This is a genomic window from Caballeronia sp. INML3B (genome assembly GCF_023631305.1).
GTDB lineage: Bacteria > Pseudomonadota > Gammaproteobacteria > Burkholderiales > Burkholderiaceae > Caballeronia > Caballeronia turbans.
Genome location: NZ_JALQDI010000051.1, coordinates 1 through 23,483, shown reverse-complemented (window position 1 = coordinate 23,483; position 23,483 = coordinate 1). Strand labels below are relative to the sequence as shown.

The window sequence follows — 23,483 nt, the reverse complement described above, 5'->3', positions numbered from 1 at the left end:
GACGTTCGGGATAGATGTTAATGTCCGCTCAAGCTACTTACTAGTAAGTAAGTATAAGGGAAAACGCAAAGGGACATGACTGCTCCGGCAGTCGGCAAAAAGGAGGCGCGATGCAGGAACAGATACTGATGCGCAAGCACGGCGCGGTGGCGGAGATCGTCATCAACCGGCCGGAAAAGATGAACGCGATCACACCCGAGATGACGCAGGCGCTCGTCGGCATCCGGCAGGACATCGAGCGCGACGAGACGGTTCACGTGGTGCTGCTGCGCGGCGAAGGCGAGCGCGCGTTCAGCGCGGGCAGCGACTTGCATTCGCTCAAGACGTACCGGACCGCGTGGGAGTTCCGCGCGCGCACCGATTACGCGATGGTCGTGCGCGATTTCAGCAAGCCCGTCGTCGCCGCATTGAAGGGCTGGGTGCTCGGAGGCGGACTGGAAATGATGCTCGGCGCCGATATCCGCGTGGCCGGCCGGAGCGCGAAGTTCGGCGCGCCCGAAGTGCTGCGCGGATGGGTGGGCGGCGGCGGCGCCTCGCAGATGCTGCCGCGTCTGGTCGGCTACGGACAGGCGATGCGCCTTCTGTTGACCGGCGACACCATCGATGCGGACGAGGCGCGCAGCATCGGCCTGGTCGAGATGGTGGTGGACGACGAGGCCGTCGTCGATCACGCCATGGCGCTGTGCCGCAAGATGGCCGGTTTCAGCCCGATCGCCACGCAGTCGGTGAAGGCGGCGGTGCGCGCGGCGCTCTCGATGAGCGTGGACGAAGGCATCCGCTACGAGAACGAGCTGACCTCGCTCTGCTTCGCCTCGGGCAATTACGAGGAGGGCGCCAACGCGTTCGGCAATCGCGGCCGGACCTGATTCACGAGATCGACACGATCGACACGATCAGCAGCGAAACCGTCAACGGATGCCGCGACCTTCAGGCGCGCGGCATCGCACACGAGATCAGACAAGAGAAGCAGGAGACGGCGCCATGCAACCAGCACTCGCGCGGGCAGACCGCAGGAACATCCGGCGCGCCGTATTCGCGTCCACGCTCGGAACCATCATCGAATGGTACGACTATGGGCTTTACGCGGCGGCATCGGGCCTCATCATCAACAAGCTGTTTTTTCCGCATTTGTCGTCGCTGGCGGGCACGCTCGCCGCGTTCGCGACGTTTGCCGTGGGCTTCATCATCCGGCCGCTGGGCGGCATCGTCATTTCCCACATCGGCGATAAATACGGCCGCAAGCCCGCGCTCGTCTTCTGCGTGACGATCATGGGCGCGGCGACCGTCGGCCTCGGTTTGTTGCCGACCTGGCAGCAGGCGGGCATCCTCGCGCCGATTCTGCTCGTGCTCCTGCGCATGATGCAGGGCTTCGGCGCGGGCGCGGAACTCGCGGGCGCGATCACGCTGATCGCCGAATACACGCCGCCGAGCCGCCGCGCATTCTTCACGTCGATTCCGAACGCCGCAACCAACTTCGGCGTGATGATCGCCATCGCCACCTTCCTGATGATTTCGTACGTGCCCGAGGACATCCTCTTCTCGTGGGTGTGGCGCGTGCCGTTCCTGCTGTCGCTCGCGCTGTTCGGCGTCGCCATCTACATCCGTTCGAAACTCGACGAGACGCCCGAATACGTAGCGGCGATGGAGAAGGCGAGCGAAAAGGCCAAGGGCGCGAAAGTGCCCGTGGCCGAACTGTTTCGCAAGAGCCGGCGCGAACTGCTGTGCGGCTTCTTCGCGATGGGCGGCCATCAGGCGCTGTCGTACGTGCTCAACACCTTCGCGCTGAGCTACATGACGAACACCGTCGGCATGGCGAAGGCGGACAGTCTGGTCGTGCTCATCATCGCGCTCGGCTTTTCGCTCTTCTGCGCGCCAGTCGGCGGCATGCTCGCGGACAAGTACGGCAGCGGCAACGTGTTCGCCGCCGGCGCGATGATCGCGCTCGCGCTCGTGTGGCCGCTCTTTCATGCGATCGATTCGAAGGACGTCGTGCTCGCCACGATCGCGATGAGCGCGGTCTACGGCATCAGCTGGGGCTGCACGTGCGGCGCGCAGGGCGCGTTCCTCTCCAACCTCTTTCCGACGCAGTACCGCTTCTCCGGCATCGCCATGTGCCGCGAGTTTTCGGGCGCGTTCATCGGCGGGCCGACGCCGTTCATCGCCACGGCGCTGGTCGCCTATGCCGACGGCAAGCCGACCTACGTGATGCTGTACCTCGCCGCGTTTTGCCTGTTCACGCTGATCGCCGCGCTGCTCGGCAAGCATCTTTCGCGTCACCGCGATGACGAGCAGGTATTTGCGGAATCGCGCTCGGCGGCGTAGCAGAGGCACGCATCGACAGACACAGAAAACACCGGAGCACAGAACATGCAAATTTTGACCGCCGACCAGGCTGCATCCCTACTGAAGGACGGCGACACGTTGATGATCGGAGGATCGGGAAGCGGACATGCCGTGCCCGAATCGCTCATCGAGGCGCTCGAGCGCCGCTTTCTCGCGCAGGGCGCGCCGCGCCGGATTACGTCCGTGCATCCGGTCGGTCTCGGCGATCGCGGCGAGCGCGGCGCATCGCGGCTCGCGCATCCTGGGCTGCTCAAGCGCGTCGTGTGCGGCACGCTGGTCGATTCGCCCCCGCTCGCGCAGATGGCGCTGAACAAGGAACTCGAAGCGTGGACGTTGCCGCAGGGCGCGCTGTCGCAACTCACGCGCGAAATGGCGGCGGGTAGGCCGGGACTCGTCAGCCACGTCGGCCTGCATACCTTCGTCGATCCGCGTAACGGCGGCGGCCTGCAAGGTGCGCCGAGCGACGACAAGCTCGTGAGCCTGATCGAAATCGAAGGGCGCGAGTGGCTGTTCTACAAGCCTTTCGAAGTCGATGTCGCGTTCCTGCGCGGCACGACGGCCGACGAAGATGGCAATGTATCGATGGAAGGCGAAGCCGTGTTCGGCGACATGCTTTCGATGGCGCAGGCGACCCGGCGCAACGGCGGCCTCGTGATCGTGCAGGTCAAGCGGCTCGCGCGGCGCGGTACGCTGCCCGCCAAGACGGTGAAGATTCCCGGCATGTTGGTGGATGCGGTGGTCGTCGAGCCGGATCAGCCGGTGACCTACCAGACCGCCTACGATCCCGCGTTCAGCGGCGAACTGCGCATTCCGCTCGGCGGTTTTCCGCGGCTGCCGCTCGACGAACGCAAGATCATCGCGCGGCGTCTCGCGATGGAACTGCGCGTCGGCGTGGTGTGCAACGTGGGTTCGGGCGTATGCACGGGCATCGGGCTCGTCGCGGCGGAAGAGGACGTGCTGCATCACATCGTTCTGACCAACGAGCAAGGGCTGATCGGCGGCGCGCCTGCCGCGGGTCTCGACGCGGGCGCGGCGCGCAACTACAGCGCCATCGTGGACATGCCGTCACAGTTCGATTTCTACGATGGCGGCGGCATCGACATCGCGTTTCTTTCGGCCGTGGAAATCGATTCGCAGGGCAGCGTGAACATCAGCCGCTTCGCGAACAAGCTGATCGGCGTGGGCGGGTTCATCAACATCAGCCAGAACGCGCGCAAGATGGTATTCGGCGGCACGTTCACGGCGGGCAGCCTGCAAGTGTCGTGCGAAGGCGGGCAGTTGCAGATTCTCAAGGAAGGCGCGCACCGCAAGTTCGTGTCGAAGCTCCAGCAGGTGTCGTACAGCGGGCCGTACGCGCAGGAACGCAATCAGACGACGCTCTTCGTCACCGAGCGCGCGGTGTTTCGCGCCATCGAGGGTGCGCTGGAACTGATCGAGATCGCGCCGGGCATCGATCTCGAACGCGACGTGCTCGCGCACATGGCGTTCAGGCCAGTCATCTCGCCCGATCTCAAGCTGATGGACGAACGCCTGTTCCGCCCCGAGCCGATAGGCCTCGATGCCGCGATGGACACGCAACCGTGGCCGCGTCATGCGCGCCTCGCTGGTTTGGCGGAGGGACAGCGGTGACGCAGCCAGCCACGCGCAGATATCGCATCGGCGGGGCGACGCGCTTGTTCGGCATTGTCGGCAATCCGGTGACGCAGGTGAAAACGCCGCAACTGATGAACGCGCTGTTCGAAGCGGGCGGCATCGATGCGGTCTGCCTGCCGTTCGATGTCCCCGTCAACGTGTTCCAGCCGGTCATGGCCGGGCTTCAGGCGCTCGGCAACGTCGACGGGCTCGTCGTCACGGTGCCGCACAAGGTGCGCGCCATGTCGATGGTCGATGAAGTCTCCGACACCGCCCGCCGTGTCGGCGCGATCAACGTCATGCGTGAGCGTCCCGACGGAAGCTGGTTCGGCGACATGTTCGACGGCACCGGCCTCGTGCTGGGCTTAAAGCGCATCGGTTTCGAGGTGCGCGGCAAGCATGTGAAGCAGCTCGGCGCGGGCGGCGCGGGCGCGGCGGTGGCGCATGCGCTGGCGGAAGCGGGCGCGGCGAGCATCGCGCTTGCCGATCCGCAGCGCGAGTTGCCCGAGCAACTGGCGGCGCGGCTGAACCGGTTCTATCCGGACTGCCCGGCGAGCGTCGATATCGATCCGGCGAATCTCGCGGGCATCGATCTGCTCGTCAACTGCTCGCCGGTCGGCATGCGGCCGGGTGACGGCATGCCCGCGGCGTTCGGCGCGTTTGCGCCGGCGCTTCAGGTGGTCGACATCATCATGACGCCCGCCGAAACCCCGCTGCTCGAACATGCGCGGCAGTGCGGCTGCCGCGCGACCAACGGCCGGCCGATGATCGAAGGGCAACTCGCGGCGTTCGCGACGTTCTTCGGCATCGAAATGCCCGCCTCGTTTTCATGTTTCTCCGACGAGCACGCCTGAGCGCGCAACCACCATCATGCAAATCGTTCTTCCGGCCGCTTCCGGCCAGTTCGACACCTACACGCTCACAGGCGATCCGATCAGCGGTGCGCCGGCGGGCGCAACGTTCAACCGCATCGCGTATTCGGCGGCGCACGTCGTCGCCGATCCGCATCGCAGCGGCGAACTGAATCAGCCCGCCGCGCTCGACTGGCCGCGCACCATCGAGTACCGGCGTTATCTGATCGGGCAGGGCCTCGGCATTGCCGAAGCGATGGACACCGCGCAGCGCGGCATGGGTCTGTCGTGGGAAATCGCGCTCGAACTCGTGCAACGCACGATGGCCGAAACGCGCGACATGCCTCAGGCGCTCATCGCGTCGGGCTGCGGCACCGACCATCTGAGCGCGCACGCGGTGACATCGTGCGATGACGTGATTCGCGCCTATGCGATGCAGCTCGACGCCATCCAGCGCACCGGCAGCCGCGTGATCCTGATGGCGAGCCGCGCGCTCGCACGCGTCGCGCGGCATCGCGACGACTATCGGCGCGTTTACCGCGAAGTGCTCGCGATGTGCGAACGGCCCGTGATCCTGCACTGGCTCGGTGACATGTTCGATCCCGAGCTGAAAGGCTACTGGGGCAGCGACAATCTCGACGAAGCCGCCGATGCCTGCCTCGCGGTGATCGCGGAGAACGCGCACAAAATCGACGGCATCAAGATTTCGCTGCTCGACGACGCGCGCGAGATCGCGTTCCGCCGCCGTCTGCCCGAAGGCGTGAAGATGTACACGGGCGACGACTTCAACTATCCGTCGCTCATCAAGGGCGACGAAGCGGGCTTCTCGCACGCGCTGCTCGGCATCTTCGATGCGATCGCGCCCGCCGCGTCGAAGGCGCTCGCCGCGCTCGCCAGCGGCGATATCGGGCGATACGAGCGCGTGCTCGAACCCACGGTCGCGCTCTCGCGGCACATCTTCCGCGCGCCGACGCAGTACTACAAGACGGGCGTCGTCTTTCTCGCGTACCTGAACGGATTCCAGCCGCACTTCTTCATGCCGGGCGGCCATCACGGCGCGCGTCCGCCGCTCTATCTCGCGGACGTGTTCCGTCTCGCCGATGCCGCCAACCTTCTGCGCGATCCGGAACTCGCGGTGCACCGGATGCGGCTCGTCATGCAGACCTTCGGCTTGTGAACGATGCAAGGGAGCGCGAGATGGATTCACTGAAACGATGCGCCATCAATACCGCGACGCTCGGGCATCGCGAATCGCTCGATGTGACGCTGGAGCGGATCGCGCGCGCGGGCTTCGGCGGCGTCGCGCCGTGGCGGCACGAGGTCGAGGCGATCGGCGCGCAAGCGGTCGCGCGCCGGCTTCGCGCGCTGCAACTCACGGTCACCGGCTATTGCCGTTCGGCGTATCTGACCGGCGCGACGCCAGCGGACCGGCGCGCGAGCATCGACGGCAATATCGCGGCGCTGCACGATGCCGCCGAGCTCGACGCGCGCTGTTTCGTGCTCGTCGTGGGCGGCGTGAATGCGAACGGCCGCGATCTGGCGGGCGCGCGCGCTCGGGTCGACGAGAGCATCGCGCGCCTGCTCGAAGAGGCGCGCAAGCTGAAGGTGCCGCTTGCCATCGAGCCTTTGCATCCGATGTACGCGGCGGACCGTTCCGTCGTCAACACGATCGGGCAGGCGCTCGCGATGTGCGAACGCATCGCGCCGGACGATCCGTCGATGCTGGGCATCGCCATCGACGTGTATCACTGCTGGTGGGACCCGCTGCTGTCGGCATCCATCGCGGCGGCGGGCCGCGCGCGGCGGATTCTCGCGTATCACGTGTGCGACTGGCACGCCGACACGAAGGACATGCTGATGGATCGCGGCATGATGGGCGATGGCGTCATCGATCTGGCGGGCTTTCGGCGCGAGATGGAAGACGCGGGCTACGCCGGCATGATGGAAGTGGAAATCTTTTCGCGCGACCGGTGGTGGAAGGTCGCGCCGGACGAAGTGCTGGCCGTATGCGCGCAGCGCCTGCAATCGGTTTGCTGACGCAACAGAGACAACAGAGACAAGAGACAGGACATGAGCCAGGCAATCAACGAAGACGCGCGCACGGGACGTCTGCTTCCGGCGGGCAAATACGACCTCAACGACATCGAACCCGGCGATCACTACGTCACCTCGGGGATGACGGTCACGGAGTCGCACGTCGTCAACTACGCGGGCGTCTCGGGCGATCTGTACGACCTGCATATGGACGATGTCGCCGCGCAGGAGGCGGGCTTTCCCGGGCGCATCGCGCATGGACTTCTGGGACTCGCGCTGGCCGACGGCCTCAAGACGCGCAGCGACGTCCGCTTCAGCGCACTCGCGACGTTGAGCTGGAACTGGGCGTTTCGCGCGCCGCTGATGATCGGCGATCGAATCCAGGTGCGTATCGAAGTCGTGGAGAAGCGCGTCACCAAACGAACCGACCGCGGCATCGCGACGTTGAGGCTGACCGTGCTGAACCAGCACGGAGCTGTGCTGCAGGACGGGCAAACGCTGTTGCTGATGGCGAATCGCGCTTAGCGCATCGCTCGATCAGAACCGGTCCGCACGAAACGGGCGAGGGTCCACGAGCGGAGTCTCGCCGGTCATCATCTCGGCGATGATGCGTCCGGTGACCGGGCCGAGCGTGAGCCCATGATGCGCATGACCGAAGGCGAACCACAGATTTGCATGGCGCGGCGCCGGGCCGATCACGGGCATCATGTCGGGCGTGCACGGTCGGCGCCCGAGCCAGGGTTGCGCATCGAGGCGCTCGCCGAGCGGAAACGTTTCGCGAGCGAAAGGCTCCACCGCCGCCAGTTGCACGGGCGTCTTCGGCGAATCCCTGAGGCCGAGCTCGACGCCTGTCGTCAAGCGGATGCCGCGTGTCATGGGCGTGATGACATAGCCGACTTCCGCATCGAGCACAGGTTGATTAAGCGTTGCACCGGGCTTCGCCGCGTAGTGCATGTGATAGCCGCGTTTGACCTCGAGCGGAAAGCGATAGCCCAGCTTCGCAATCGCATCAGTCGACCACGGTCCCAGCGCGACGACGGCCTGTTTCGCCGATACGACGCCTGATGCGGTAGTCAACCGCCATCCGGTTTCGAGCGTCGATGCATCGCCGATCAATACGGTGCCGCCAAGCGTCTCGAACAGCTTCGCATACGCCCGCACGAGGCCCGACGGATCGCTCACCGAATCTGCGGATGTGTATCGGAGAGCCGCTTTGAGTGCGCGGCCGAGCGAAGGCTCCGCGTCATGCAGGGCCTCGTAGGAAAGGGCATCGAACGGAATGCCATATTCGTCTTTCCAGCGCGAAGCCTCGTTCACGGCAATGTCGAACGCTTTGGTTGTCCGGAAAGCGTTGATCCATCCTCCGGTTCTCAGCAGCGCGTCAGCACCGGCTGCGTCGATCAGTTCCCGATGTTCGGAAACGCTATGTCCGATCAGCGCCGAATAAGCACGCGCGATCTTCGCGTGACGGTCGGGTCGGGAATGATGCCAGTAGCGAAGCAGGAACGGCAGCAGCTTCGGCATGGCGGCCGCATGGTATCTGACGTCGGTTGCGCGGTTCGACGCGTATCGCGAGATCGTGGCAAGGTCGCGCGGAAAGGCATACGGGTAGACGCCTTCTCGCTGGATGATGCCGGCATTGCCCAGCGATGTCTCGTTACCGGGCGCCTTTCGGTCGATCAGCGCGACCTTCGCTCCACGGCGCTGCAAGTGAACGGCTATCGAGGTTCCGACGATACCCGCGCCGAGCACCATTACATCAAAGTCCATATTCGCTTCCTTTAGCCATGTGGTTCCGAGCACAGCATTCCATAACGGACGATCGCAACGCTATGCACCCGCCGGCCGCGACAGTTTCACGCTCTGCAGCAGCGCCTGCAAGTCGCCGATATTGAACGGCTTGGAAAGAATCGTCACGCCGACATGTTTCGCGCGTTCGAGTTTGTCGGCATAGCCCGTCATCGATCCCGCTATTCCAGACTTCGCTGGCGTGACCGACGCCGTCGAGCAGTACCGTGAACTCATCACCGCCTGGGCGGCTCACGGTGTCGTTAGTAGCCACCGCATTCAGCAGGCGTCGCGACACAACGCCGTGGGCGGAGACGCGGTGTTCGAGTGAACGGCAAGCTCATTCCGCCACTGCCGAGCCACCGCGTCCGGCGAACAGGCCTTCTTTCAGTGCTTCCGAGGATACGTCGGTAAGGCGCCCGTTCGCAACCTGAACGAGACGATCGGCGCATTCGAAATAGGCATCGTCGTGAGAGATGACGATGACTGTCTTCCCCTTGCGCTTGAGCTCGGGAATCAACTGCGTGTAGAACACGCGCCTGAATACGGGATCCTGATCGGCGGCCCATTCGTCGAACAGATAGATTGGGCGATCTTCCAGATACGACGCTATGAGCGCCATGCGCTTGCGTTGTCCGGAAGAGAGATTGACCGTGCTGAACCGGTTGCCCTTCATGCTGACCTTGTGATCGAGTTCGAGCTTGTGAAGATACTGCGCCGCCTGCTTCGCAATCTGCGACTGGTCTTCACACAGCACCTCATCGAACAGATGAAAGTCGGCGAACACGGCCGAGAAGCGCTCGCGATAATGCGCAAGGTTCTCCCGCTCGACTCTTACGCCGTTCAATTCCATATGCCCTTGCTCGGGTTCGTACAGTCCGAGCAGCAGCATCGCGAGCGTAGTCTTGCCGCTGCCGTTGCCGCCGATCAAGTAGACCACTTCGCCCTGACGAATCGATAGATCAATCGGCCCCAATGTGAACGGATGATCTTCCGTCAGCCCCGGATATCGATGCGATACGGCGGAGAACCGGATCAGCGGCACGCCTTCGGCTGCGTCCCCGAAGGGATCGTCTGGCGTGACATGAGCATCATCATCCGGTTGCTGCGTGAGCTCGGCATCGAGAATGCGGATGCGCCCCAGCGCAATCGACGCCTGACGAAGAATCGGCAAAGTCGTCATGACTTCGCTGACCGGCTGGATCAGGAAGAGAAGCAAGAGGGTGAGCGTCACGAGCACGCCGTGCGATTGTGGAAACCAATGCGGCACGACGAGCAGAATCAGGCCGATCGCCACATAGAAGAGCATGCCACCCGCGTTGGCGACGAGCGAATAGACGAGCATCGCGCGGGTGAACGATCGGCGGAATGCGTGTGCGGTCGAATGAACGACGTGCTCGGTGAAGTATCGGGCTCGCGCGTCGTTGAGTTGCAATTCCCGCGTGCCTTCCAGCAAGGAACGAAAGTGCCTGAAGATGACATCGAGCTGATCTCTCACCGCTTGCATTTCGCGCAAGGGCCAGCGCTCGATAACATGATAAATCGCCCCTCCGACGACGAGAAAGACGAAAAAGCACGCGAACGCCTGCCACGAAAGCCACGCCATATACACGAGGCATACGGCGATGAGCACCACGTTGCCGAACGCGAGCGGCAGCATTTGCGAAGCTTGCGCGAACGTGTTGATGTCTGTGGTAAGAATGGCGAGCAGGCGCGGCTTGCCAAGCGTTTGCAGCTTCTTGTAGGGCGTGCGCAGAATCTTGCGGCATAGCTCGATTCGAAGACTGCATATCACCTGCTGACCGAAATCCAGCACGATGATCTGCGAACTCGTTCTGAACAGCAGTTGCGCCGCGCACACCGCGAAGAAAACGATCACCAGTCCGCGCGTTTCGATCTGACCGGCGGCGACTTTGCTGATTAGACGCGCGATCTCCGCACTGCACAGCGCCCCGGCGAACCCGGCGATGACTGCGATGACCAGTCGCGGCATGGACTGTCGGCGAAGCTGCGCGGGAATGATGGAGAACATCACTGACCTCCGCTTGCGGCATGCGGCAGGGAAGCAAGGAATGCCTCGATCGTGCGATTGAATTCATCGGGGTTATCGGTCATCACCGCATGGCCGGCGCGGGATATCGTGGCGAGCTGTCCTTCGCGCAGCGCGTGATGCGCCATGCGCTGTGCATCCTGCGGTTTGAGCACCGCTGACCCGACGCCTCTCACGACGAGCGTCGGGCAGCGCACGGACGCCATCATCTGCCACAGCTGTTCCGCGCGCGGCTCCATGTTTTGCGGCGACTCATCAGCGACGCGCCGGTCTAGCTTCGGCTCGAACATGCCGGCCGGCGTTCGGCGCAACGCATGCAGGGCGAGATTGCGAAGTGCACGGCCGTTCGCCAGCGGACGCCGGTCGAGCAACCACGATACGTATCCGTCGATCGTGTCGAACGTAGCCGGCGTCTCGCGTATGTCGGCACGAACGCGTTGTGAACCCGATGCGTCGGATTCCGGTCCAAAGTCCACCATGACCAGTCCGGAAACATGGTGCCCGAGCAGGGCATCCAATTGCAACGCGACACTGCCGCCGAGCGAATGACCGATAAGAACGGGCTTTCTTATGTTCATTGCAAGCAGAACCTGTAACACGTCGCCAGCAAGGGTTGGTGAATCGTAAGCGCGCTCCGGGTCCCAGCTCGAATCGCCGTGGCCCCTTAAATCGATCGACACGAAGCGATGTTCGGCCGACGCTACGTCGGTCAACGTTCGCCATACGCCGCTGCACTCGCCGCGGCCGTGCAGCAAGACGCAGGGCGTGCCGATACTTCCGGACTCTTCAACGGAGATATCAAAACGGCCGTCGCGAACCTTGATACTGCGCCGCTGCATGAATAAGGGACGTTTCATCTTGAGCACCTATCTGGAACCAGGCTTAGTGTGTCTTTCGAAAGTTAGCGGGCGATGAGGGCGCGGGTCGTTTCGAATCGTGGTCATGGGCTAAGGGCGAACTAACTTTCGACGCATAACCTGACGCACATCGCAACCTACCGGTGGAGTCCTCATGAAAAGCGCCGAACATGCCTATGAAGAGCAGGATTCTCAGCTCGTCGAGTTTGCAGACACCGAGAGGGTCGACGTCTCGCCGGAAGCCCTCGCAGCGATGGTCGCCGAGGCAATGCACGTGAAGCGATGCGTCGTTTCGATACCCGTCGATGATCGCGTCGCCGAGTTGTGCTCCGCGCACACCGAGGCATTCGGCGAAGTCCATATTGGCGAGAAGACGGCCATCGTCGAATACTCGGACGCGCACGACAAGATGTTCGCCGTCCTCGCGCTGAATGGAAAGACGATAGGCGTCGTGCAAGTATCGGGACCGCGGCTCGGACGGCAATTCGATGAACATGATCTGAAGCTGCTCCAGATTCTCGGTACGTTCGTCACGCGATCCGTCGAGGCGGACCGGCTGGAGAAGCTCGTCGCCTCGCCGTTCGCCCAGGCAACGATCAGGCGATCGTCGGATCAGACGATCGGCGACATCGTCGCGCAATCCGTCCAGAACCCGAGCCAGCTCTCCAAGATGCTTGCACGATCGTTCTATCGAGAGATGACGCGCGCGGGATTCGACTTCAATCAGATCATCGGCGCGGCCACCGAAATCATTTCTGAACTCGCCAGCAACGTGCGCAAGCACAGCGATCGCAAGCAGCGGCGCGAAGGTTGAGCGATCGTCATATTGGCGGGCTCGGCGCACTCGTTTGACTCCTTCCATGCCTTCGTTCGATAGCATCGCCACGGCCTCTTGAGCGGTGGCGATGCTGGTTCTCTACTTCGCCGACGCGCCGATCACATTCATCGATGCAAGGTTCTGTCCGATCATCGCGAGCGACGATGGCAGGCACATCTCGGTATGCATGCAATCGATGTCGTAATTCGCTATCGAACCATTCACGCAGTCTCGCCATTGCGCGATACGTCGGGGTTGTCCGGGCGCTTCGGAGCGCGTCGCCGTGAAATAGACGATATCGCCATGGAACGACTTGGGCGTGAACATCGATTGCAACTGCATGTTCCGCTGCGTTGTACCTATCAGCGTCGTAATGTGGTCGTCCGTGATATACGCGGGTATCAGCCGATGCTCACGCAGCGCGACCACGCGCTCGTTGGTCGATCGCATCGCCTGAAGCGTGAGCATCAGATCGGGCGACATGCTCGGGAACGTGGCTGCGAACAGCGCGCATTCATCGACTTCGGGTGCAGCGAGTCCGTCAGGCAGACGCGAATCCAGCAATACGAGTTCGCCGACCTTCTCGCCGAGGCTTTGCAGTTGCGTCGCCATTTCGTACGCAAGCAGTCCGCCAAATGACCAGCCGAGGAGGTGATACGGACCGTGAGGCTGGATCGTGCGGATGCGCGCGATGTAGTCGGCCGCCATCTCGGCGATGCTAGCGGGACCGTAACCGGGGTGCTTTAACGCCGGCGTCTGGACCGCATAGATCGGCCGGTCGCCATCGATGATCTTCGCGAGACCCGCATAACTCCACGCCAATCCGCCGACCGGATGAATGCAGAAGAGCGGTGCGCCATCGCCCGGTGTGCGGATCGGCAGAATCGGATCGAATTCGTTGTTTGAAGGTGCGGCGTTCAGTTGATTTGCCAGTTCCGCCACCGATGGCGCATTGAAGAGAACGCGAATCGAAATGTCCTGGCCGAGCTTCGCGTGAATCGATGCCATCAACTGAACGGCCAGCAATGAATGCCCCCCAAGCGCGAAGAAGTTGTCGAAGACACTCACGCGCTCGAGGCCGAGCACGCTGGCGAAGCACTGCGCGAGCGTGTGTTCGAGCGAGGTGCGCGGCGCGACATAAGCGCCAAGATCCTGCCACTGCGGATCGGGCAATGCGCGGCGATCGAGCTTGCCGTTGGGCGTGAGCGGCAGCGCATCGAGCGTCACGAACGCAGATGGCACCATGTAATCGGGCAAGCGCGCACTCACATGCTCGCGAAGCGCGTTCGTATCGACATCGGCAAGTCCCGTGACATAGGCGATGAGTTGCTGGTCTTGTGTCGCTTCACGCCGTGCCCGTGCGATTACGACGGCTTCGCGCACGGCCGGATGACTGGCGAGCTGCGCTTCGATCTCGCCGAGTTCGATGCGGAAGCCGCGAATCTTGACCTGATGATCGTTGCGTCCGAGGAACTCGAGATTGCCATCGGCGCGATAACGCGCGAGATCGCCCGTGCGATAGATGCGGGCATCGGCAATGAATGGATCGTCGAGGAAGCGTTCGGCGGTGAGATCGGGACGATTGAGATAACCGCGCGCCACACCCGCGCCACCGATATACAACTCGCCCACGGCACCGGGCGGCACGAGCCGGTAGTGCGCATCGAGCACGTACAGACGCGTGTTGGCGATCGGCCGACCGACCGATATCGTCGATGACCTATGCGCTTCGGGGCCCGTGCGATAGCACGACGACCAGACCGTTGTTTCAGTCGGACCGTAGAGATTCCACAGCGCCTTGACCTTCTCGTTCAGACGCGCCGCGAGGTTCGCGGACAACGCTTCGCCGCCGCACAGCGCGGTAAGCTTCGCGCTGCCGCTCCACTGCGTATCGAGCAGCATGCGCCAGGTGGCCGGCGTCGCCTGCATGAAGCTGATGGCGTGCGCATCGATGAGCGCTTGCAACGCGAGCGGATCGGCCGCGTCGCTGCGGGACGCGAGCACGATGCACGCGCCGGTGCTCAAGGGCAAATACAACTCCAGCCCCGCGATATCGAAGGATATCGTCGTGACGGCGAGCAGTTTGTCGGCGGCGCTCATCGAGGTGATATCGCGCATCGAGCACAGGAAGTTCAGCATCTCGCGATGCTCGACCATCACGCCTTTGGGCTTGCCTGTGGAGCCCGAAGTGAAGAGCACGTAAGCGAGATGATGCGGCGCGAGCCTTGTTTGCGGATTGCCTGCCGATTCATCGAGCGATGCGTTCGGATCGAGCACGCTCAACGTACCCGTATCACCGAGCGCTTCGCGGCCGGTGGCATCGGCGATTAGCAGCCGAGGTGTCGAGTCGGTGAGGATGTGAGTCAGGCGCTCGCCGGGATAGGCCGGATCGAGCGGCACATAGGCGCCGCCCGCTTTGAGTATCGCGAGCAATGACACCACCATGCCGATGCCACGCTCCACGCACAGCGCCACGCGATCTTCCGGCTCGACCCCGAGCGCGAGCAGACGACGCGCGAGCCGATTGGCACGCGCATTGAGTTGCGCGTACGTGAGCGTTTGATCGTCGAAGACGAGCGCGATCGCATCGGGTGTGCGCTCGACCTGCTGCTCGAACAACTGATGAATGCACAGCTCGACAGGGTAAGGCGCGGCGGTATCGTTCCACGTCTGGACCAGTAACTGACGCGTGTCGGGCGGCAGCACATCGAGTTGATCGACGGGCGTCTGCGGTGCCTGCTCGAGCGCCTGCACGAGACTCGATAACGCTTGCTCCATGTACCCGCACAACTGATCGGGCGACAGCGGCGCGAGCGTTTGCGCGGTCAAACCAAGGCTCTCGCCGTTGTCTTCGACAGCGAGCATGAGCGGATAGTTGGTGCGCTCTTCGGCGCCGAGCAGTTCGATGCCCTCGAAGGCGTACTGTTCATCGGCGACGGCCTGATTGTGCCGATAGTTCAGCAGCGCGCTAAAGAGCGGCGCGGGCGCGGCCACGCCACTGCATCGCTGAGCGAGCGCGAGCGGGGCATGCTGATGCTGCAGCAAGGCCGCCAGACGTCGGTGCGTGTCACGCACGCTATCGACAACAGAGGCATCGTTCACATCGAGACGAATCGGCAAGGTGTTGATGAGCAGCCCGAGCGCCTGATCGACACCTGCCTGCATGCGTCCGAGCAGCACGGTGCCGAAGACGATGCGGCCATCGCTGGCGCTTGCCGCGTCGAGCACACGCGCCCATGCGAGATGACAGAGACTGGCGAGACTGACGCCGAGTTCTCGCGCCTGCGTGCGCAGACGCGTGTTCAACGCCGCGGGCAACGTCACGCGAGCTTCGGCAACAGCGGAGCCGTCGTGATGTACATCGGTGAAGCCAAAGGGCAGCGTGGGCTCGCTGACATCGGCGAGCATGTCGCGGAAGAACGCTTCATGCTCCTGCTGAGTGGCGCCGAGCCGAGCCTGCGCAACCAGATCGCGAAACGGTTGCGCCACATTGAGAGCATCCGCACGACCCTCGAGCAGTGCGCTGATCTCCTTCTGAATTACTTCGAGCGTAACGTGGTCGCCGATCAGGTGATGCCACACGAGCAGCGCGAGCCAGCGCGGCGAATCGTGCTCCTTCGCGATGGTGAGCCGAAGCAGGGGCGCCTGATGCAAAGGCAGGCGTTGAGAGCGCGCATCGAACAGACGCGCGAGTTGATCGGCTGCCGGACCGTGCGCGGGATCGAGCTCGATCTCGTCGATGGTGACAGGCGCTTCGCGACAGACGACTTGCGCGGGCGTGCTGATGCCATCGTGAATGAAGGCGGTGCGCAGGATGTCGTGCCGTGCGATGATCCGTTGCAGCGCATCGAGCCAGGCATCGAGACGCGCGCGGCTATCGAAGGCGATACGCGCGGTTTGCAGATACGGGTCGCCCTCGGTGGTCAGCATGTGATGGAACAGAATGCCTTCCTGAAGCGGTGCAAGCGCGTAAATGTCTTGCACGTTGGCGAGACCACCAGGCACTTGCCCGACGATGTGATCGATATCCGCTTGCGTCAAGGCGATGAGCGGCAGCATGGCAGGCGTGAGCGCAGTCGTGTCGCGCGTGATGACATTGGGCGGCACGACGATATCGTCCGGAATCGCACCGCGCTCGATCGATGCCGCGAGCGTACTGAGGACGGGCGTCGCGAAGAGATCGCGCACGTTGGCGTGCAGGCCGATGCGGCGCATGCGTTCGATGAGCGTCACGGCCAGCAGCGAATGGCCGCCGAGCGCGAAGAAGTTATCCTGCCGGCCCACGCGATCGAGGCCCAGCAACTCGGCCCACAGATCGGCGAGCGATGATTCGGTCTCACCCAAAGGCGCTTCGAAGGGACGCAGCGCAAAGGCATCGGCGTGCGGATCGGGCAGCGCGTGACGGTCGAGCTTGCCGTTAGGCGTGAGCGGCAGTGCATCGAGCATGACGATCGCCGATGGCACCATGTAATCGGGCAGGCGCTCCGCGAGATGCTCGCGCAAGACACTGGCATCGACATCGGCAAGCAGCGTGACATAAGCGATGAGTTGCTGATCCTGCGAGGCTTCGCTTCGGGCCCGCGCGATGACCACCGCTTCACGCACGGCGGCATGATCCACGAGTTGCGCTTCGATCTCGCCGAGTTCGATACGGAAGCCGCGCACCTTCACCTGGTGATCGTTGCGGCCGAGGAACTCGATGTTGCCATCGGCACGATAACGCGCGAGATCGCCCGTGCGGTACATGCGCTCGCCGGGCATGAACGGATCGTCGAGGAAGCGTTCGGCGGTGAGTTCAGGCCGGTTGAGATAACCACGCGCCACGCCCGCGCCGCCGATATACACTTCGCCCACCGTGCCGAGCGGCACCGGCTTGCATCGAGCATCGAGCAGATAGACGCGCGTGTTGCCGATCGGCTTGCCGATGGTCTCCGTCACGCGATCGCCCTTATGCATCTCGATCCACGTCGAGTAAGTGGTCGTCTCGGACGGCCCATACAGATTGCACAATCGTTCGATATCGGTCTCGGCGAAGATGCGTTTCATCAGTGCGAGCTTGAGCGGCTCGCCGGCAAGGTTGATCGTCTTGACAGACGCCAGCGATGCGCCCGCATCGAGTAGCGAAGTGATCGCCGATGGCACCGTGTTGACGAGGCTCACATCGTGCGGCTTTCTAGAAAGTGCCAGGACGTTGTCGACGAGATGCACTGTGGCCCCGCAGGTCAACGGTGCGAAGCATTCATAGACCGAAAGATCGAAGTTGACCGATGTGGCAAACAGCGTGTGTGAAAGCTCTTTCGATGTGAAGGCGTTCAGCGCCCAGCTGAGGAAGTTGACGGCATTTCGATGTTCGATGGCGACGCCCTTCGGCTTGCCCGTCGATCCCGACGTATAGATCACATACGCGAGGTTATGCGGCGCGACAGGTGCCTGCGGATCGGCCGGCGAGAGCGCTTCCTCGTCGGATGCATGAAGATCGAGTACCGTTAGCGGGCCTGTGTCGCCCAACGCATCACGGCCGACTGCATCGGCGATCAGCAGTCGCGGCTCGGCATCGGCAAGAATGTGATTCAGCCGTTCACCGGGATAGGCAGGATCGAGCGGCATGTATGCGCCGCCCGCCTTGAGCGTTGCTATCAACGAGACGATCATGCCGATGCGCCGCTCCATGCATAACGCGACGCGATCTTCCGGCTGCACGCGCAGCGCGATCAGTCGATGCGCAAGCCGATTCGCACGCGCATTCAGCTCCGCATACGTAAGGGATTCGTCTTCGAAGACGAGCGCCGTCGCATCGGGCGTGCGTCGAACCTGTTGCTCGAAGAGCTGATGCATGCAGAGGTGGTCGGGGTAGGCGCACGCCGTATCGTTCCATTGATTGAACAGCGCATGCTCTTCAGGCAACACGAGCTCGAGCGCATGCAGCGGTGCATCCGGCCGCGCGAGCGCCTGATCGAGCAATCGCGTGAAGCGTTCACCGAAACGAACGATAGTGTGCTTATCGAAAAGATCGGTCGCGTAGCTGATGCTGCCTGTGAAGCGGTCGTGCGTATGAGTCAGGTTCAGCGTGAGGTCGAACTTGGCGCCGGCTTCGGCCGGAGGCAGGAGTTCCAGCGTGAGGCCCGGCAAAGCAAGTGCCTCGAGCGGCGCGTTCTGCAAGACGAGCATCACTTGAAACAGCGGCGTGCGGCTCATGTCACGCACCGGCGCGAGCGCTTCGACGAGTTTTTCGAAGGGCAGGTCCTGATGCGCGTAAGCGGCGAGCGTCGTATCGCGCACTTGCGCGAGCAATTCACGCAAGCAGGGCTCGCCCGAGAGATCCGCACGCAATACGAGCGTATTAACGAACAGCCCGATGAGCGGTTCGATCTGCGCATGCGTGCGATTGGCGATCGGCGAGCCGACTGCCACTTGCGATTGCCCGGACAGGCGAGCAAGAAGCGTCTGGAACGCGGCGAGCACCACCATGTACGGCGTTACGCCTTCGCGATGCGCGAGCGTGTTCACGCGCTCCGACAAGTCAGGACTCAGCGAAAAGGGCAACGTCGCGCCACGTCCGCTGATTCGTGCAGGGCGAGGACGATCGGTCGGCAGATCGAGCGGTGCGAGTTCGGCGAGCTGAGTGCACCAGTATTGCGTCTGTCGATCGAGTTCCGCACCGGCGAGCCAATCCCGCTGCCACAATGTGAAGTCGGCATACTGCACGACCAGGCGCGGCAAAGCGAGCGGTTCGTCATGCAACATGGCCTTATAGCAGGCGCCGAGTTCCCGCACGAGCACGCCGATGGACCAGCCATCGGAGATGATGTGATGCATCGTGAAGAGCAGCATATGCTCGTCTTGCGCGAGGCGAAGCAGTTGCGCGCGAAGAAGCGGCCCGTGCTGAAGATCGAACGCTCGCGTGGCTTCGGCTTGCGTGATCCGGCGGACTTCGGCGGCTTGCGCATCGGTGGCGAGCGTGTCGAGTTCGACGAGGGGCAGTGCGATTTGCAATTGCGCCGCGATGCATTGAACGGCCTGACCACCTTGTTGCACGAAAGAAGTACGCAGGCTTTCGTGACGCTCCAGGAGGGCATTCAAAGCAGTTTCGAGCGACCGAACATCGAGCGACCCGCTCAGGCGCACGGCTACCGGAATGTTATAGGTGGATTGTCCGGGGTTGAGCTGTTCGAGGAACCACAATCGTTCCTGCGCGAAAGACAGCGGTAAATGCCGCGGCCGCGTGCGCGCTTGCAGTGTCGGGATTGCGCTGACGTGACCCGTTTCCTGCTGCAACGTTTCGGCGAGCGAAGCCACGGTCGGCGCATCGAACAACGTTCGCAAGGGCAATTCGATGGAAAGCGCCTGACGCAAGCGCGATACGAGTTGCGTGGCCAGCAGCGAATGCCCCCCAAGCGCGAAGAAGTTGTCGAAGACACTCACGCGCTCGAGGCCGAGGACGCTGGCGAAGCACTGCGCGAGCGTGTGTTCGAGCGAGGTGCGCGGCGCGACATAAGCGCCAAGATCCTGCCACTGCGGATCGGGCAATGCGCGGCGATCGAGCTTGCCGTTGGGCGTGAGCGGCAGCGCATCGAGCGTCACGAACGCAGATGGCACCATGTAATCGGGCAAGCGCGCACTCACATGCTCGCGAAGCGCGTTCGTATCGACATCGGCAAGTCCCGTGACATAGGCGATGAGTTGCTGGTCTTGTGTCGCTTCACGCCGTGCCCGTGCGATTACGACGGCTTCGCGCACGGCCGGATGACTGGCGAGCTGCGCTTCGATCTCGCCGAGTTCGATGCGGAAGCCGCGAATCTTGACCTGATGATCGTTGCGTCCGAGGAACTCGAGATTGCCATCGGCGCGATAACGCGCGAGATCGCCCGTGCGATAGATGCGGGCATCGGCAATGAATGGATCGTCGAGGAAGCGTTCGGCGGTGAGATCGGGACGATTGAGATAACCGCGCGCCACACCCGCGCCACCGATATACAACTCGCCCACGGCACCGGGCGGCACGAGCCGGTAGTGCGCATCGAGCACGTACAGACGCGTGTTGGCGATCGGCCGACCGACCGATATCGTCGATGACCTATGCGCTTCGGGGCCCGTGCGATAGCACGACGACCAGACCGTTGTTTCAGTCGGACCGTAGAGATTCCACAGCGCCTTGACCTTCTCGTTCAGACGCGCCGCGAGGTTCGCGGACAACGCTTCGCCGCCGCACAGCGCGGTAAGCTTCGCGCTGCCGCTCCACTGCGTATCGAGCAGCATGCGCCAGGTGGCCGGCGTCGCCTGCATGAAGCTGATGGCGTGCGCATCGATGAGCGCTTGCAACGCGAGCGGATCGGCCGCGTCGCTGCGGGACGCGAGCACGATGCACGCGCCGGTGCTCAAGGGCAAATACAACTCCAGCCCCGCGATATCGAAGGATATCGTCGTGACGGCGAGCAGTTTGTCGGCGGCGCTCATCGAGGTGATATCGCGCATCGAGCACAGGAAGTTCAGCATCTCGCGATGCTCGACCATCACGCCTTTGGGCTTGCCTGTGGAGCCCGAAGTGAAGAGCACGTAAGCGAGATGATGCGGCGCGAGCCTTGTTTGCGGATTGCCTGCCGATTCATCGAGCGATGCGTTCGGATCGAGCACGCTCAACGTACCCGTATCACCGAGCGCTTCGCGGCCGGTGGCATCGGCGATTAGCAGCCGAGGTGTCGAGTCGGTGAGGATGTGAGTCAGGCGCTCGCCGGGATAGGCCGGATCGAGCGGCACATAGGCGCCGCCCGCTTTGAGTATCGCGAGCAATGACACCACCATGCCGATGCCACGCTCCACGCACAGCGCCACGCGATCTTCCGGCTCGACCCCGAGCGCGAGCAGACGACGCGCGAGCCGATTGGCACGCGCATTGAGTTGCGCGTACGTGAGCGTTTGATCGTCGAAGACGAGCGCGATCGCATCGGGTGTGCGCTCGACCTGCTGCTCGAACAACTGATGAATGCACAGCTCGACAGGGTAAGGCGCGGCGGTATCGTTCCACGTCTGGACCAGTAACTGACGCGTGTCGGGCGGCAGCACATCGAGTTGATCGACGGGCGTCTGCGGTGCCTGCTCGAGCGCCTGCACGAGACTCGATAACGCTTGCTCCATGTACCCGCACAACTGATCGGGCGACAGCGGCGCGAGCGTTTGCGCGGTCAAACCAAGGCTCTCGCCGTTGTCTTCGACAGCGAGCATGAGCGGATAGTTGGTGCGCTCTTCGGCGCCGAGCAGTTCGATGCCCTCGAAGGCGTACTGTTCATCGGCGACGGCCTGATTGTGCCGATAGTTCAGCAGCGCGCTAAAGAGCGGCGCGGGCGCGGCCACGCCACTGCATCGCTGAGCGAGCGCGAGCGGGGCATGCTGATGCTGCAGCAAGGCCGCCAGACGTCGGTGCGTGTCACGCACGCTATCGACAACAGAGGCATCGTTCACATCGAGACGAATCGGCAAGGTGTTGATGAGCAGCCCGAGCGCCTGATCGACACCTGCCTGCATGCGTCCGAGCAGCACGGTGCCGAAGACGATGCGGCCATCGCTGGCGCTTGCCGCGTCGAGCACACGCGCCCATGCGAGATGACAGAGACTGGCGAGACTGACGCCGAGTTCTCGCGCCTGCGTGCGCAGACGCGTGTTCAACGCCGCGGGCAACGTCACGCGAGCTTCGGCAACAGCGGAGCCGTCGTGATGTACATCGGTGAAGCCAAAGGGCAGCGTGGGCTCGCTGACATCGGCGAGCATGTCGCGGAAGAACGCTTCATGCTCCTGCTGAGTGGCGCCGAGCCGAGCCTGCGCAACCAGATCGCGAAACGGTTGCGCCACATTGAGAGCATCCGCACGACCCTCGAGCAGTGCGCTGATCTCCTTCTGAATTACTTCGAGCGTAACGTGGTCGCCGATCAGGTGATGCCACACGAGCAGCGCGAGCCAGCGCGGCGAATCGTGCTCCTTCGCGATGGTGAGCCGAAGCAGGGGCGCCTGATGCAAAGGCAGGCGTTGAGAGCGCGCATCGAACAGACGCGCGAGTTGATCGGCTGCCGGACCGTGCGCGGGATCGAGCTCGATCTCGTCGATGGTGACAGGCGCTTCGCGACAGACGACTTGCGCGGGCGTGCTGATGCCATCGTGAATGAAGGCGGTGCGCAGGATGTCGTGCCGTGCGATGATCCGTTGCAGCGCATCGAGCCAGGCATCGAGACGCGCGCGGCTATCGAAGGCGATACGCGCGGTTTGCAGATACGGGTCGCCCTCGGTGGTCAGCATGTGATGGAACAGAATGCCTTCCTGAAGCGGTGCAAGCGCGTAAATGTCTTGCACGTTGGCGAGACCACCAGGCACTTGCCCGACGATGTGATCGATATCCGCTTGCGTCAAGGCGATGAGCGGCAGCATGGCAGGCGTGAGCGCAGTCGTGTCGCGCGTGATGACATTGGGCGGCACGACGATATCGTCCGGAATCGCACCGCGCTCGATCGATGCCGCGAGCGTACTGAGGACGGGCGTCGCGAAGAGATCGCGCACGTTGGCGTGCAGGCCGATGCGGCGCATGCGTTCGATGAGCGTCACGGCCAGCAGCGAATGGCCGCCGAGCGCGAAGAAGTTATCCTGCCGGCCCACGCGATCGAGGCCCAGCAACTCGGCCCACAGATCGGCGAGCGATGATTCGGTCTCACCCAAAGGCGCTTCGAAGGGACGCAGCGCAAAGGCATCGGCGTGCGGATCGGGCAGCGCGTGACGGTCGAGCTTGCCGTTAGGCGTGAGCGGCAGTGCATCGAGCATGACGATCGCCGATGGCACCATGTAATCGGGCAGGCGCTCCGCGAGATGCTCGCGCAAGACACTGGCATCGACATCGGCAAGCAGCGTGACATAAGCGATGAGTTGCTGATCCTGCGAGGCTTCGCTTCGGGCCCGCGCGATGACCACCGCTTCACGCACGGCGGCATGATCCACGAGTTGCGCTTCGATCTCGCCGAGTTCGATACGGAAGCCGCGCACCTTCACCTGGTGATCGTTGCGGCCGAGGAACTCGATGTTGCCATCGGCACGATAACGCGCGAGATCGCCCGTGCGGTACATGCGCTCGCCGG

The 23,483-nt window shown here is 63.2% G+C and carries 12 protein-coding genes and 1 pseudogene; 8 read left to right on the top strand and 5 right to left on the bottom strand.

Translation table 11 applies throughout. The features are described from left to right. Nucleotides 1-110 precede the first annotated feature (110 nt). The 7 genes from NCS58_RS22830 to NCS58_RS22800 all read left to right on the top strand — a co-directional run bounded on the left by NCS58_RS22830 (nucleotide 111) and on the right by NCS58_RS22800 (nucleotide 7,385). Nucleotides 111-866, top strand: coding sequence for an enoyl-CoA hydratase/isomerase family protein (locus NCS58_RS22830; RefSeq protein ID WP_061117044.1), 756 nt, complete (start codon nucleotides 111-113; stop codon nucleotides 864-866). A gap of 115 nt (nucleotides 867-981) precedes the next feature. Then, nucleotides 982-2,322 (top strand): MFS transporter, encoded by a 1,341-nt coding sequence (locus NCS58_RS22825; RefSeq protein WP_061117043.1) that lies wholly within the window; start codon nucleotides 982-984, stop codon nucleotides 2,320-2,322. A 45-nt stretch (nucleotides 2,323-2,367) separates the two neighbouring features. Next, complete coding sequence (locus NCS58_RS22820) at nucleotides 2,368-3,972, top strand: acyl CoA:acetate/3-ketoacid CoA transferase (protein WP_061117042.1); 1,605 nt, start codon at nucleotides 2,368-2,370, stop codon at nucleotides 3,970-3,972. Continuing rightward, nucleotides 3,969-4,829: a shikimate dehydrogenase gene (locus tag NCS58_RS22815; protein ID WP_061117041.1), complete on the top strand. Its 861-nt coding sequence runs from the start codon at nucleotides 3,969-3,971 to the stop codon at nucleotides 4,827-4,829. Before NCS58_RS22820 ends, NCS58_RS22815 begins: the two co-directional genes overlap by 4 nt. Nucleotides 4,830-4,845: 16 nt before the next feature. After that, the gene (locus NCS58_RS22810) at nucleotides 4,846-6,003 is read left to right on the top strand and encodes a dihydrodipicolinate synthase family protein (RefSeq protein WP_061117040.1); all 1,158 of its coding nucleotides are present in this window, start codon (nucleotides 4,846-4,848) and stop codon (nucleotides 6,001-6,003) included. 20 nt (nucleotides 6,004-6,023) lie between these two features. Continuing rightward, the gene (locus tag NCS58_RS22805; protein WP_061117039.1) at nucleotides 6,024-6,863 is read left to right on the top strand and encodes a sugar phosphate isomerase/epimerase; all 840 of its coding nucleotides are present in this window, start codon (nucleotides 6,024-6,026) and stop codon (nucleotides 6,861-6,863) included. Nucleotides 6,864-6,896: 33 nt separating this feature from the next. After that, the gene (locus NCS58_RS22800) at nucleotides 6,897-7,385 is read left to right on the top strand and encodes a MaoC/PaaZ C-terminal domain-containing protein (RefSeq protein ID WP_061117038.1); all 489 of its coding nucleotides are present in this window, start codon (nucleotides 6,897-6,899) and stop codon (nucleotides 7,383-7,385) included. 12 nt (nucleotides 7,386-7,397) lie between these two features. Here NCS58_RS22800 and NCS58_RS22795 read toward each other — a convergent pair whose 3' ends face one another. From NCS58_RS22795 to NCS58_RS22785, 4 genes are all read right to left on the bottom strand, one after another. Further along, nucleotides 7,398-8,630, bottom strand: coding sequence for an FAD-binding oxidoreductase (locus tag NCS58_RS22795; RefSeq protein ID WP_061117037.1), 1,233 nt, complete (start codon nucleotides 8,628-8,630; stop codon nucleotides 7,398-7,400). Nucleotides 8,631-8,690: 60 nt separating this feature from the next. After that, nucleotides 8,691-8,822: a hypothetical protein gene (locus NCS58_RS34210; protein WP_284502358.1), complete on the bottom strand. Its 132-nt coding sequence runs from the start codon at nucleotides 8,820-8,822 to the stop codon at nucleotides 8,691-8,693. Between the two features lie 166 nt (nucleotides 8,823-8,988). Next, on the bottom strand, nucleotides 8,989-10,680 hold the full coding sequence (locus NCS58_RS22790; protein ID WP_250538888.1) for a cyclic peptide export ABC transporter: 1,692 nt from the start codon (nucleotides 10,678-10,680) through the stop codon (nucleotides 8,989-8,991). Continuing rightward, complete coding sequence (locus tag NCS58_RS22785) at nucleotides 10,680-11,555, bottom strand: alpha/beta fold hydrolase (RefSeq protein ID WP_250477714.1); 876 nt, start codon at nucleotides 11,553-11,555, stop codon at nucleotides 10,680-10,682. Before NCS58_RS22785 ends, NCS58_RS22790 begins: the two co-directional genes overlap by 1 nt. Before the next feature lie 154 nt (nucleotides 11,556-11,709). Between NCS58_RS22785 and NCS58_RS22780 the strand changes: the two genes are divergently transcribed. After that, nucleotides 11,710-12,369, top strand: a complete 660-nt coding sequence (locus NCS58_RS22780; RefSeq protein WP_061117035.1) for a hypothetical protein — start codon at nucleotides 11,710-11,712, stop codon at nucleotides 12,367-12,369. 102 nt (nucleotides 12,370-12,471) lie between these two features. On the opposite strand, the pseudogene NCS58_RS22775 reads toward NCS58_RS22780, so the two are convergent. Continuing rightward, nucleotides 12,472-23,475, bottom strand: a pseudogene (locus NCS58_RS22775) (amino acid adenylation domain-containing protein); the annotation flags it as partial. Nucleotides 23,476-23,483 lie beyond the last annotated feature (8 nt).

What these genes read in the sequence shown, in the direction of transcription:
- NCS58_RS22805 (WP_061117039.1), top strand. Translation starts at nt 6,024, where the DNA reads ATGGATTCACTGAAACGATGCGCCATCAATACCGCGACGCTCGGGCAT.
- NCS58_RS22825 (WP_061117043.1), top strand. Translation starts at nt 982, where the DNA reads ATGCAACCAGCACTCGCGCGGGCAGACCGCAGGAACATCCGGCGCGCC.
- NCS58_RS22790 (WP_250538888.1), bottom strand. Translation starts at nt 10,680, where the DNA reads ATGTTCTCCATCATTCCCGCGCAGCTTCGCCGACAGTCCATGCCGCGA.
- NCS58_RS22795 (WP_061117037.1), bottom strand. Translation starts at nt 8,630, where the DNA reads ATGGACTTTGATGTAATGGTGCTCGGCGCGGGTATCGTCGGAACCTCG.
- NCS58_RS22800 (WP_061117038.1), top strand. Translation starts at nt 6,897, where the DNA reads ATGAGCCAGGCAATCAACGAAGACGCGCGCACGGGACGTCTGCTTCCG.
- NCS58_RS22785 (WP_250477714.1), bottom strand. Translation starts at nt 11,555, where the DNA reads ATGAAACGTCCCTTATTCATGCAGCGGCGCAGTATCAAGGTTCGCGAC.
- NCS58_RS22820 (WP_061117042.1), top strand. Translation starts at nt 2,368, where the DNA reads ATGCAAATTTTGACCGCCGACCAGGCTGCATCCCTACTGAAGGACGGC.
- NCS58_RS22810 (WP_061117040.1), top strand. Translation starts at nt 4,846, where the DNA reads ATGCAAATCGTTCTTCCGGCCGCTTCCGGCCAGTTCGACACCTACACG.
- NCS58_RS22780 (WP_061117035.1), top strand. Translation starts at nt 11,710, where the DNA reads ATGAAAAGCGCCGAACATGCCTATGAAGAGCAGGATTCTCAGCTCGTC.
- NCS58_RS34210 (WP_284502358.1), bottom strand. Translation starts at nt 8,822, where the DNA reads ATGACGGGCTATGCCGACAAACTCGAACGCGCGAAACATGTCGGCGTG.
- NCS58_RS22830 (WP_061117044.1), top strand. Translation starts at nt 111, where the DNA reads ATGCAGGAACAGATACTGATGCGCAAGCACGGCGCGGTGGCGGAGATC.